The sequence below is a fragment of the Pseudomonas sp. GW821-FHT07F01 genome (assembly GCF_059418825.1).
Genome location: NZ_JBWKQO010000007.1, coordinates 310,851 through 323,172, shown reverse-complemented (window position 1 = coordinate 323,172; position 12,322 = coordinate 310,851). Strand labels below are relative to the sequence as shown.

Here is a 12,322-nt window from a genome sequence, read left to right as displayed (position 1 = left end):
AGCCAGCTCCTACACGATGTACGCCCCTCCCCCAAACGCCGGCCCATCCCCCGTAGGAGCCGGCTTGCCGGCGAAGAAGCCCGCACATCCTGTGCAAACCTGGATGCCGCCTTCGCTGGCAAGCCAGCTCCTACACGATGTACGCCCCTCCCCCAAACGCCGGCCCATCCCCCGTAGGAGCCGGCTTGCCGGCGAAGAGGCCCGCACGTCCTGTGCAAACCTGGATGCCGCCTTCGCTGGTAAGCCAGCTCCTACACATGCAGGCTCGTGGCGGGGTGCTTTGGTGGCGGCGGCAAAAATGTTAGCTTGCTTGGCATTCTCCCCGCCTGACGAGCCTTCGCGCGATGAAAAAGACTGTACTTGCCTTCAGCCGCATCACCCCCGAGATGACCGAACGCCTGCAACAGGATTTCGAGGTCATAGTGCCCAACCCCAAGCACGGGGACATCGCCGCGCAATTCAATGAAGCCCTGCCCCAGGCCCACGGCCTGATCGGTGTCGGCCGCAAGCTGGGCCGTGCGCAGCTGGAAAACGCCGCGCGCCTGGAAGTGGTGTCGAGCATCTCGGTGGGCTACGACAACTACGACCTGGCCTACTTCAACGAACGCGGGCTGATGCTCACCAACACCCCGGACGTGCTCACCGAAAGCACCGCCGACCTGGCCTTCGCCCTGCTCATGAGCAGCGCCCGCCGAGTGGCCGAGCTGGACGCCTGGACCAAGGCCGGGCAATGGCAGGCCAGCGTCGGCCCGGCGCTGTTCGGCTGCGACGTGCACGGCAAGACCCTGGGCATCGTCGGCATGGGCAACATTGGCGCGGCCATCGCCCGCCGTGGGCGCCTGGGCTTCGGCATGCCGATCCTCTACAGCGGCAACAGCCGCAAGGCGGCCCTGGAGCAGGAGCTGGGGGCGCAGTTTCGCAGCCTGGAGCAACTGCTGGCGGAGGCGGATTTCGTCTGCCTGGTGGTGCCGTTGAGCGAAAAGACCAAGCACCTGATCAGCCACCGCGAACTGGCGCTGATGAAGCCCAGTGCAATCCTGGTGAACATTTCCCGCGGGCCGGTGGTGGATGAACCGGCGCTGATCGAAGCCTTGCAGAAGGGCCAGATCCGTGGCGCCGGCCTGGATGTGTACGAGAAGGAACCGCTGGCGGAGTCGCCGCTGTTCCAGCTGAAGAACGCAGTGACCTTGCCGCACATTGGCTCGGCCACCCATGAAACCCGCGACGCCATGGCCGCGCGCGCCATGAGCAACCTGCGCAGTGCCCTGCTGGGTGAGCGGCCGCAGGACCTGGTCAACCCGCAGGTATGGAAGGGCTGACCACCCACGGCCTATCCCCTCTGTAGCCGCTGCCAAGCCTGCGAGGCTGCGAAAAGGTCCGCAGGACCTTCAGCGATAGCCCGGCAGAATCAGGTCGCCCGGTTTTGCGACGGCTGCGCCGCCGTTCGCAGCCTCGCAAGCTCGGCAGCGGCTACAGAGGCAGGCACAGCCTTGGGTTTACGGAACACCAGGACGTTGCCCAGCATCACCAGCACCAGCCCGGCCAGCGCCGGGGCGGTCCATTGGTAGCCTTCGACAAAGGCCGAGACGTTCAACGCCACTACCGGGAACAGCACGGTGCAGTAAGCCGCGCGCTCCGGGCCCATGCGCCCCACCAGGGTCAAGTAGGCGGTAAAGCCGATGACCGAGCCCGGAATCACCAGGTACAGCAATGAGCCGATGTAGCGGGTGCTCCACTCCACATCGAAGGCGATGCCCTGGAACAGGCAATACACCGCCAGCATCGTCGCGCCGTAGGCCATGCCCCAGGCATTGGTGGTCAACGGCTTGAGTCCGGCTTTTTGCTGCAGGCTGGACAGCATGTTGCCCGCCGAGAAGCACAAGGTGCCCAGCAGGGCCAAGCCCAGGCCCAGCAGGGTTTGCGGGCTGGCACTGTGGCCCACCAGCTCCGGCCAGAACAGCAGCCCCAGCCCCAGCAGCCCCAGGCCGCCGCCCAGCAGCACGTTGCGAGCGATCTTCTGGCCGAAGAACACCCGCGCATTCAGGGCGTTCCACAGGGTAGCGGTGGAAAACACCACCGCTACCAGGCCACTGGGAATCCATTGGCTGGCGTGCAAAAAGCACATGAAGTTGATGCAGAACAGGCACAGGCCCTGGGCCAGGCAGATCAGGTGACCACGACGGTTCATCGGCTGCAGCTTGCGGCTGAGCAGCAACAGGACGAACAGCACCAGGGCCGCCAGGGCGAAGCGATAGACGATGGACACCGGAATCGCCACCACCCCCAGTTGCAGTTTCAGGGCGATCCAGGTGGTGCCCCAGATCAGCACGGTCAACAGGTACAGCGATAGGTTCATGGCGCGACTCCTTTGTCAGGAGTGCAGTGTCACGCCCCGCCGGCCTTGCGCGCTTGCACAAACTTGCGCTTTTTATCCGCCCGGGGCTGGCAGCCCACGGGCTACGGAGTAGCATGCAGAACACCGGCAGCCGCACCCATGTTGACGCCCCACCATGCACGCACTGGATACCCTGCAAGTCTTCCAAGCCCTGAACCGCTCGCCCAATGCTCGCCTGGAGCACAGCGCCGAGCTCGGTGACGGCTTGTCCGCAGCCTTGTGGAGCAACCATCACGACGCCCAGGAGTACGAGGCCCCCAGCCATCACACCCTGTCCTGCTACCTGGCCGGCGGCACCGGCACCTTCCGCCGCGACCAGCCGGGCAGCAAGGGCGGCCCGGGCAAGTTGTGCATCCTGCCCGCCGAGCACCAGTCGGCCTGGGTGATCAACGGTGATATTCGCCTGGCCCATCTGTACTTCAGCCCGGAGCAGTTCGCCCTGGGCTGCGTCACCCTGCTGGATCGCGAGCCCCGGGAACTGCAACTGCGCGAAAGCACCTTTCTCGACGACCCCGAGCAGACCCAGCGCTTTGCGCAGTTGGTCCGCCTGAACTGGGACGAACCCGGCGAGCGCCTGCTGACCAGCAGCCTGGCCCACGAGATGCTCAGCCATGCCCTGCTCAATCAAGTGGGCCAGCGCCAGGGGGCCCGGCTCAAGGGCGGGCTGGCCGCACACCAGCGACGGCTGCTGGTGGACTACATCGACAGCCAGCTGGACGCGCCCCTGAGCCTGGGCCAGCTGGCGGGGTTGTGCGCCCTCTCCGAATACCACTTCGCCCGCATGTTCCGTGCAAGCTTCGGCCTGCCGCCCCACCAATACCTGCTAGCCCGACGCCTGAGCCGGGCCCGGCACCTGCTGCGCACCACCGCCCAGCCTCTGGGCGACATTGCACTGGCCTGTGGTTTTGCCAGTGCCAGCCACTTCAGCAATCGCTTCCGGCACGCCCTGGGGGGCACGCCGGGAGACTACCGCCTGGCGTTCCTGCGCTGAGGCCAGGGTTACCCAAAACCCGCCTCTGCATGCTCCTTCTTATGCCAAAGCCCAGGCTGACACGCCTGAGTCAGTGAACGGTTAAAGTTCCTTACTTAAATAAGACAATTCTTACAAGCCAATTAAAAACCCCCTACATATCTCTCTCAGAAAGATCACGCCCGGCAAGTTCTTATATGACACTCAAGAACATAACCAGGTAATTATTTTAATATTTTATTTATCACTTCATTCATGGAGCTGATGATTATTGTTTAAGCCCAGCTTCAACTTAGTCTTCGAACCTTGAGTGCCAGGCATTCCATAAATACCCACCCCCTTACAGGAGCCAATTACCTGAAATACCCGGCAGACTCTTGCCCACAACAATTGACACACAACTTTCACCACACCCCTGAGGCAATCCAACCTTCAACCATTGGGTCCTTGAACAAACCAGCAACAACTAAGCCGTTAATCGCCTTACTCCAAAACAACAAAAACAGAGGACGATGAAATGCTTTCACAAAGTTTGCCACGGCAATGGGTCAGACACTCGCCCCTGCTGTGTGCCTCGATACTGGCCATTCCGGTAAAAGCCGAACTGCTCGAGGACAGCAGCGCACGCCTGGAACTGCGCAACTACTACTTCAATCGGGACTACCGCGAAGGCACTGCCCCTACCCGTGAAGAATGGGCGCAAGGTTTCCTCTTGCGCCTGGATTCGGGGTTCACCGAAGGCAGCCTCGGCGTCGGTGCCGACGCCATCGGCATGCTCGGGATCAAGCTGGATTCCGCTCCTGGCCGGACCGGCACCGGGCTGTTGAAGGTGGCACGCAATGGCCGGGCAGAGGATGACTATTCGAAACTGGCCCTGGCCGGCAAGCTCAAGACCAGCAAGACCCTGTTCAAGTTCGGAACCCTGGTACCGCCGGTACTGCCGACACTCAGACCCAATGACGGCCGCCTGTTTGCGCAGATGTTCGAAGGCGGGCTGCTGACCTCCAATGAAATCGAAGACCTGGAGTTTACCGCCGGGCGTCTGAGCCGGGTCCTGCAGCGCAACGCCACGCAGTACACACCGCTGACCCTGAGCCCCTTGAACCGGCGCTTCGAGAAACTGGGGGCCACCGCGGAACACTTCGACATGGCGGGCCTCGACTATCGGTTCCGCAAGCAATGGCTGGCTCGCGTGCATGTCGCCCAGCTGCAGGATATCTACCGCCAGCAGGTCTTCACCCTGGTCAACAAGAGCCCCTGGGGAGCGGGGACGTTCAGCAGCGATCTGCGCTTGAGCCTGATGAACGACTATGGCAATGCCAAAGGCGGCAAGATCGACAACCGCGCCCTGCAGGGGTTGCTCGGCTATGCCTATAAAGGCCACAGCCTTGGCCTGACTTATCAGCGAATGTTGGGGGACACCGGTTATGCCAACATCCTGGGTACCGATGCCAACTTGATCAACTTATCCGTACTGGGTGACTTCGCCAATGCCAAGGAGCGCTCCTGGGCACTTCGTTATGGCTATGACTTTGCCAACCTGGGCTTGCCGGGCCTGACTATCAATAGCCGCTATATATCCGGCAGCCATGCCGAGATAACCGGCAGCCAAAGAATTGGCAAGTCATGGGAGCTGGATAATGAATTGCGTTATGTCGTGCAACAAGGCCCGCTGAAGAACTTAAGTGTACGCCTGCGCAGTGCGCTCTATCGCTCCAACTACGCCAAGAACTTCATTCGCGACACTGATGATACGCGACTGATGTTCAACTACACCTGGAATATCAAGTAAGCAGACCACCAGAACCGATGTAACGGATCAAATGCCTAGAGGACTATCTCCATGCAACGTCTATTATCGAAAAGTTTGGCCAGCCTGTTGTTTTTAAGCCTGTTCAACCCGGTCGCGGCGAAACAGCCCCTGCAAGCGCAAAGCGTCCCGGAGTTCCGACCGGGTTACTTGATCGGTTATCTGAAACAGCAGGATCTGCCCGACAGTCTGTCGCTGTTGCCGCCCCCTCCTGCGGTGGGGACCCCAGCCTTCGCTCTGGACCAGAGCATGGCCGAGAAAAACCAGGCCTTGCGGGGCAGCAAACGCTGGGAGTTGGCCGTCAGCGATGCCAACCTGAAGTTCCCTGCCGCCGCGCAGACATTCTCCTGTGCCCTGAATGCCCCGATCAGCGAACAGCTGACACCTACGCTGTACAGAGTCCTGCGGCGGACCCTGGCCGACGCCGGGCTGGCCACCTACAGCGCAAAGAAGCGCTACCAGCGCACCCGGCCCTTCGTCTACAACCAGCAACCCAGCTGCACCCCGGAAGACGAGGCGAAACTGGCCGCAGATGGTTCCTACCCATCGGGCCACAGCGCAATCGGCTGGGCCTGGGCGCTGTTGCTGAGCGAACTGTCCCCCGAGCACGGCAATGCGCTCTGGGCCCGCGGCCGGGCCTACTCGCAAAGCCGCATGGTGTGCAACGTGCACTGGTACAGCGATATCCGTGAAGGCCGTGAAATAGGCGCGACCACCGTGGCACGCTTGCACGCCGACCCGACCTTCCAGGCCGATTTCGCCGTCGCCCGGCAAGAGTTGCTGGCCGTTCGGGCCCAGGGCCTGACCGCCGGCGCTGACTGTGCAGCGCAAGCGCAGGCCCTGGCACTTGACGCCGACTAGGGTGCCAGGGTGAGAACCTTGAAGGTATTGGCATGAAACAGCGGGTCCGGCTTGGGTTCAGCCGGGCTCGCGGCCGGTTGGGTGAAGTCCATTGCCGCCAGGTAGACCCGCCGGGTACGCGGGTCGAACGCCATGTTGTAGGCCATGGGCTGGGTGCTGACGCTACCCAGGAGCTGGTAGCGGTCGGCATCGAGCTGGGCGACGACGCTGAGGTTGGCGTCCACCCCGCTGGCGATCAGCAAGCGCTGGGCCTGCGGGTCGTAGGCCAGGGCGTTGACGTCCCGGGTGATCGGCAGGCTGGCCTTCAGCGCACCGTTGTCGCGGTCGAGCACCAGCAGCACTGGCCGCTCACCACGGCAAGCGACGAACAACCGCCCCCGTTGTTCATCCTGGGCCAGGGCACTGGGCCGCGGGCAGTCGGGATACTGCCAGCGGTCCAGGACCTTGAAACTGCTGGAGGACAACCGCGCGACGATGCCCTCATCGCGCATCGGCAGAAAGAAACTGCCATCGCCCTTGAGCAGCAACGGGTCGATCTTCTTCACCGCCAGCTCATGGGCGGCGGTGATGCGCTCTTCTTTGGGATCGAAGACGAACAGGGTGGAACGGTCGGCCCGGCGCCCGCTGACAATGATCACCTGCCCGGTGTGCGGCTCGTACACCGCGCTGTTGAGGTTGCTCTGGGTCACGGTGATGCGCTTGAGCGGCTTGAATGTGGATAACTCCACCACCCCCAGGCTGCCGTCGGTGTTGAGCACCAGCAGGCGGTCCAGCTCCGGTACCAACACCACACCATTGGCGCCCCGGGACTGTTCGAGGGTGCGCACCGGGCGCTGCTTGTCCACATCGAACACGCTCAGGCCGTTTTCCCGGCGGGCCAGGAACAGGTAGGGCCGGGTCGGGTCCAGGGCGATGAAGCCCCAACTGCTGCCGGAACCCGGCAGCTGCACTTGCTGTTCGCGGTGGTACAGGCGCTCATCCGCCGGCGCGGCCGCCTGGGCCATGCCACAGAACGCCAGGAGCACACTCAGGGCCAGGGCTTTCATCAGAACTCCAGGGTGCTGGAGAGCGACACTTGGCGAGCGTCCCCCAGGGACACGAAGTACTTGCTCACCGAGGAGGTGTAGTAGGTCTTGTCGAACAGGTTCTTCACGTTGAGCTGAAACTTGACCTTCTGCCCTTCGACCTTGGTGTCGTAGGTGGCGAAGGCATCGGCCACGGTGTAGCCCGGCAGGTCGAAGCTGTTGGGCGCATCCCCGGCGCGCTCACCGACATAACGGGCACCGGCGCCGACCCGCAGGCGGTCACCGCCGATCAGGCTGCCGAAGTCGTAGACGGCCGACAGCGAGCCGGTGTTCTTGGCCACGTTCTGCAGTTGCTTGCCCTTGTACTGGGTGTCCTTGGTCACTTCGGCGTCGGTGTAGGCGTAGCTGCCGATCAGGCTCCACTGGTCGGTGAGCTGCCCGGTCAGGTCCAGCTCCAGGCCCTGGGAATGCACTTCACCGGCCACGCTGGTGACAGTCTCGGAGGCCGTGGCGGTGGTCACCAGCACGTTGCGCTTGGTGATGTCGAACAACGCCGCACTGGCGGTGATGCGCCCTGGAATGTCGAGCTTGGCCCCCAGTTCCCAGGACTTGGCTTCTTCCGGTGCGATGGAGCCGTCCAGCACCACGCTGCCGCCGGCCAGCTGGGCAATGCTGGAGTTGGGTTTGAACGACTCGGTGTAGCTGCCGTAGAACGACAGCTGGTCGGTGTAGCGGTACACCAGGCCGGCGCGGGGCACGAACTTCTGCCCGTTGCTGTCGGTATTGGCGTGGAACGGCCGGCCCTTGCCCGCGTACTGGTCGTATTCCTGGAAACGCCCGCCGCCCACCAGGATCCATTGGTCGGTGAGGTGGATGGCATCCTGGAAGAACAGCGAGTCACTGCGCAGCAGGTCGGTCTGGTCGCTGTCCGGGGCGCTGACGTTGGTCCCCGCCACTTGCTGGCCGTACACCGGGTTGAGGTAGTTGAAACTGGTGTTCTTGCCGCGGATCAGGTCGGCGCGGTAGATCTTGCGGTACTCGTCGTCCAGGCCGAACACCAGGTCGTGCTGCATCCCGCCCAGTTGCACCTTGCCTTCCAGGCTGACGGTGGCATAGCGGTCGGTGGTCAGGGCATTCTTGGTACCGTCCATGGTCCGGGTCAGGGTGCCGTTGGCGTTCACCGCAGTCAGGCGCACCTGGCTGGCGTCGTAGGTTTCACGGTTCCAGCTGTAGCCGAAGTGGGCCTTCCAGTCGTCGCTGAGCTCGTGATCGACCTCGAAACGATACAGATCCGAACGCCCTTCCATGTTGTTGAATGGCTCGTCCAGGCGCCGGGTGGCCGGGATGTCCAGCGGGTGGTTGGTCTTGGGGTCGATGGCCGTGCCGCGGTCGAACGGGGTCAGGAATTCGCGATGCTCATAGGCCAGCAGCACCTTGGTGCGCTCGCCGTACCAGGCCAGGGACGGCGCCACCAGGGATTCGCGGTGGGTGCCGAAGTTGCGCCAGTAGTCTTCGTCTTCGTGGTCCACGACCAGCCGGTAGGCCAGCCCGGAATCCCCCAGCGGCCCGGTGGTGTCCAGGCTGCCGCCGCTGCCGTTCTTGCCCGAGCCGTAGGTCGAGCCGCGCACGGTCAGGGCCGTGGACTGCTGCAACTCGGGTTTCTTGCTGACGATATTGATCACCCCGCCCGGGTCCTGGATGCCATAGAGCAGGGAAGACGGGCCCTTGATCACTTCCACGCGCTCGGCCGTGGCGTTCAGGGCACGGCCCTGCACCACCGGCATGCTGTCGCGCATGATCGAGCCGTTGCGGTTGTCGCCGAAGCCGCGCAGCAGCACCGCGTCCTGAGTGCCGCCCAGGGTGTTGGTCTGGGTGATGCCACTGACGTTCTTCAGGGCGTCATCCAGGTTGCGCGGGGTCTGGTCGCGCAGCACCTGGGCCGGGATCACGTTGATGATCTGCGGGATTTCCTGGTTCAGCGCCTGGGAGCGGGCCACCGAGGTGGTGGCCGGCGGCTGGTAGCTGGTGCTTTCGTCGACACCCTGGGTGGTGATGCTGGAAGTCCCCAGGTTCAGCCCGGCACCTTGGGGCAGGGGTTCGAGAACCAGGGTATGGGCGTCGCTGCGGCGATAGGTGAAACCGGAATTGCCCAAGAGACGCTGCAAGGCCTGCTCGGCACTGAGCTGGCCGGTGACGGCCGGGGCCTTGAGGTTGTAGGGCGCCTCGTCGGTGTAGACCACGCTGATCCCGGTGACCCGGGTGAAATCGCTCAGGGCCTGGGGTAGCGGCTTGGCCGCGATGGCGAAGTTGAACAGCGCACTGTGCTGCTCGCTGCCGGCCTGGGCCGCCAATGCCACGCTCAGGGGCAGCAGGGCCAACCCCGAAACCACCAGCGCCGAAGCGCCGAACCACCGTTTGACCGAACCGTTTACCGCCGAATTTGCCCTGGACTTCATGCTGGAGACTCGTGTGTAAAAGCACCGTGAATGCGAATTAGTCGCACTTTCAAGCACTACACGTATGTCGTAGGCAAAGACCTCAGCATTTTTTTGAAAATATTTTCAGGGCGGCGAAAACGCCCCCGCCCGATGCATCCCCTGTAGCCAGTGCCGCAGGCTGCGATCGGGCTGGGCGGCACTCCGACGAAGATCGAGGCGCTCGTGAGGCCGCAGGAGGTTTGACGGGAGACCGTCAAGCAAGGCCCTGCGGACCTTTTCGCAGCCTCGCAGGCTCGGCAGCGGCTACAGCGCTCGTTACAGGGATCGCTGGATGCGCCCGGCACTGGTGCTGGAGCCCACGGGCTTGCCCTGCTGGTCCATGTCCTTGAGGTAGTGCAGCATCGCCTCCAGGTCGCTGACCCCCAGGTCGCTGCGGTTCAGGCCGCTCTTGAACAGGCTGAAGCGGTCGCCGCCATCGGCCAGGAAGCCGTTCATCACCAGCCGGTAGTTCGCGCCGGCCTGCAGCGGCTTGCCGTTGAGGCGCACGCTGCCGGGGACGACACGGCTGTCCGGCGGGCGCTTGGGGTCCCAGCGATAGGTGAAGCCCTGGGACACTTGCAGGATGTTGGCATCGTCCGCGCCCTTCCATTGCTGGTTGAGCACCTGTTCGATCTGCCGGCCCGTGAGGTCGAAAGCGATCAGGTTGTTGTTGAACGGCTGCAAGGTCGCCAGTTGCCCGTAGTTGACCCGGGTCTGCCCGGGCTCCAGGGCCAGGTCGCTGCGAATGCCGCCGGTGTTCATGAAGGCGATCTGTGCGCCATTGGCCCGGCCGCCGGCCAGATGCGCGTCGGCAATCAGGTCACCGATGGGCATTTCCCCGGCCGCGTCGGCCCGCCGGGCAATCGGCGAGGCGGCAATCGCCCCCACCGGCTTGAGCAGCACCTGGTTGCTACGGGCCTCGACCTCCTGTTGCAACTGCGCCAGGGCCGGGTCCTGTGGATAACGGGCCGGATCGGCCAGCAGGTTGAGGGCCTGGATGCTCGCCACCCGGTGCTGGCCCGGGGTCACTTGCAGGGTCAGGTGGGTCAGCAGGTGGCCGTAGGAATTGCCCTGGGTCACCAGCAGCGGCCCGACCTTGCACAGGTAGCCCTGGTGCGAGTGGGCGCTGATCAGCACGTCCACCGCCGGGTCCAGGCGCTTGGCCACGTCGACGATATCGCCGCCGAGCTGCGAGCAGTCCTGCTTGTCGAACGGCTCCGGGGTCGAGCCGCCCTGGTGCACCACGGCGACGATGGCGTTGACACCCTGGGCATTGAGTTCGGGGATCAGCTTGTTGATGGATTCGGCTTCGTCGGCCACCTGCAAACCGCGCATGCCCTTGGCGCTGACCACCGAGGCCACGTCCCGCAGCACCGCACCGACAAAGGCCACCTTGACCCCGCGCACCTCTTCGATGCGGTAGGCCGGCAGCAACGGCTTGCCGGTGTCGCTGTCCAGCAGGTTGGCCGCCAGGTAGGGGAAGCCGCTGCCGGGGTAGTTCGGGCGGAACTGGCAGGCCTTGTCCGGCCGCGACGACTGGCAGCCGCCATTGAGCTGGCGCAGGAACTCGGCCTTGCCGTTGTCCAGTTCGTGATTGCCGATGGCGCTGAGTTTCATGCCCATCTGGCGCAGGGCGTCCAGGGTCGGCTCGTCGGCCCACATGGCCGACAGCGGCGGGCTGCCGCCCACCAGGTCGCCGGCGCCGATGAACAGCAGTTGCGGATCCTGCTGGCGCAGTTGGGCAAGCATGCCGCCCAGGGTAGCGATGCCGCCGGCCGCAAGCTTGCGCACGCCGCCCGGGGCCTGGGGGTCCTTGTAGCTGAAGGGGTTGGCTTGCAGGTAGCCGTGCAGATCGTTGATGGCGACGATGTTCACCGCCACCGGTTGCGGCGGTTCAGACAGCGAGCTGCAACCGGCCAGGGTGACCAGGGCCAGGGTCAGTGCCCCCAGCATCCGGGGCATGGGACGAAGACGGGACATGAAAGAAATCCTTGGTAGATCAGCGAAAAAAAGCCGCTGGCGCAGGCCGATCAGACAGAGAACAGCGCTGGGAACAGCGCCGGCTTCGCCGTCGATCGCAGCCCGTGCCCGCGGCAGCGGCAGCGGCTACAGGTCAGGTCATCAGGCAGGTTGCAGGCTGCCGTGGACCACCTGGGGTGCTGGCGGGGCCTTCAGCGCGGTGCCCATGCCGGCGCGCAGCAGCAGGATCTTCAGGTGGTCGGTGATGCGCTCGACCCGGTCCTGGAAGTGGTTGTGGAAGATCATGCTGCCCAGGGCAATGGCGATCCCCAGGGCCGTGGCATACAGCGCGGTGCCGATGCCCTTGGACACTTCGCCCGGGTCGCTGACGCCGGTCTCGGCCAGGGCCTTGAAGGTGTCGATGATCCCCAGGATGGTGCCCAAGAGGCCCAGCAAGGGCGCAGCGGTAACCACGGTTTCCAGCAGCCACAGGCCATGCATCAGCTTGCTGCGGGTGGCGATGTAGATCGACTCGCTGAGGTCTTCCAGGTCCTTGTGGCTGGCCAGCCCCTGCTTGTGGGCAAACAGCTCGGCGACCATTTCCAGGGGCAGGCTGTTGCGCTCGCGCAGCGGGGCGGGCAGATCGTCGACGCTGTGCATCTTCGGGTTGAGCACGGTCTCCAGTTTCTTCGCCTGGCGCAGGCTGAAGCTGAAGTAGATGCCCCGCTCCACCGCGATGAAGGCGGCAATCGCGGCAGCGCCGTACATGGTGTAGAAGGTGATGTCGTGCAGCAGATTCATGTCCATCGTCATTTCCTCTTGTGC

Annotated in this window: 9 protein-coding genes; 4 read left to right on the top strand and 5 right to left on the bottom strand. The window is 64.0% G+C overall.

Features of this window, described 5'->3' with window-relative positions; all coding sequences use genetic code 11:
• Positions 1–344: 344 nt before the first annotated feature.
• Complete coding sequence (locus AC07R1_RS26575) at positions 345–1,319, top strand: 2-hydroxyacid dehydrogenase (RefSeq protein ID WP_011059355.1); 975 nt, start codon at positions 345–347, stop codon at positions 1,317–1,319.
• Positions 1,320–1,408: 89 nt separating this feature from the next.
• Here AC07R1_RS26575 and AC07R1_RS26570 read toward each other — a convergent pair whose 3' ends face one another.
• Complete coding sequence (locus tag AC07R1_RS26570; protein ID WP_015634221.1) at positions 1,409–2,356, bottom strand: DMT family transporter; 948 nt, start codon at positions 2,354–2,356, stop codon at positions 1,409–1,411.
• Between the two features lie 154 nt (positions 2,357–2,510).
• Here AC07R1_RS26570 and AC07R1_RS26565 point away from each other — a divergent pair, with 154 nt between their 5' ends.
• From AC07R1_RS26565 to AC07R1_RS26555, 3 genes are all read left to right on the top strand, one after another.
• The gene (locus AC07R1_RS26565) at positions 2,511–3,386 is read left to right on the top strand and encodes an AraC family transcriptional regulator (RefSeq protein ID WP_194237183.1); all 876 of its coding nucleotides are present in this window, start codon (positions 2,511–2,513) and stop codon (positions 3,384–3,386) included.
• Positions 3,387–3,882: 496 nt separating this feature from the next.
• Positions 3,883–5,157 (top strand): OprD family porin, encoded by a 1,275-nt coding sequence (locus tag AC07R1_RS26560; protein ID WP_495111107.1) that lies wholly within the window; start codon positions 3,883–3,885, stop codon positions 5,155–5,157.
• Between the two features lie 51 nt (positions 5,158–5,208).
• Positions 5,209–6,036, top strand: coding sequence for an acid phosphatase (locus AC07R1_RS26555; RefSeq protein ID WP_019093376.1), 828 nt, complete (start codon positions 5,209–5,211; stop codon positions 6,034–6,036).
• Here AC07R1_RS26555 and AC07R1_RS26550 read toward each other — a convergent pair.
• The 4 genes from AC07R1_RS26550 to AC07R1_RS26535 all read right to left on the bottom strand — a co-directional run bounded on the left by AC07R1_RS26550 (position 6,033) and on the right by AC07R1_RS26535 (position 12,304).
• Positions 6,033–7,082: a YncE family protein gene (locus AC07R1_RS26550; protein ID WP_495111106.1), complete on the bottom strand. Its 1,050-nt coding sequence runs from the start codon at positions 7,080–7,082 to the stop codon at positions 6,033–6,035. The two genes, AC07R1_RS26555 and AC07R1_RS26550, sit on opposite strands and share 4 nt — an antisense overlap.
• On the bottom strand, positions 7,082–9,517 hold the full coding sequence (locus tag AC07R1_RS26545) for a TonB-dependent siderophore receptor (protein ID WP_015634217.1): 2,436 nt from the start codon (positions 9,515–9,517) through the stop codon (positions 7,082–7,084). The genes AC07R1_RS26550 and AC07R1_RS26545 overlap by 1 nt, the downstream gene beginning before the upstream one ends.
• A 297-nt stretch (positions 9,518–9,814) precedes the next feature.
• Entirely contained in the window at positions 9,815–11,518 is a 1,704-nt protein-coding gene (locus AC07R1_RS26540; protein WP_011059348.1) for a bifunctional metallophosphatase/5'-nucleotidase, read from the bottom strand.
• Positions 11,519–11,659: 141 nt separating this feature from the next.
• A complete protein-coding gene (locus tag AC07R1_RS26535; protein ID WP_011059347.1) occupies positions 11,660–12,304 on the bottom strand; it encodes a MotA/TolQ/ExbB proton channel family protein in 645 nt (214 codons plus the stop codon).
• Positions 12,305–12,322 lie beyond the last annotated feature (18 nt).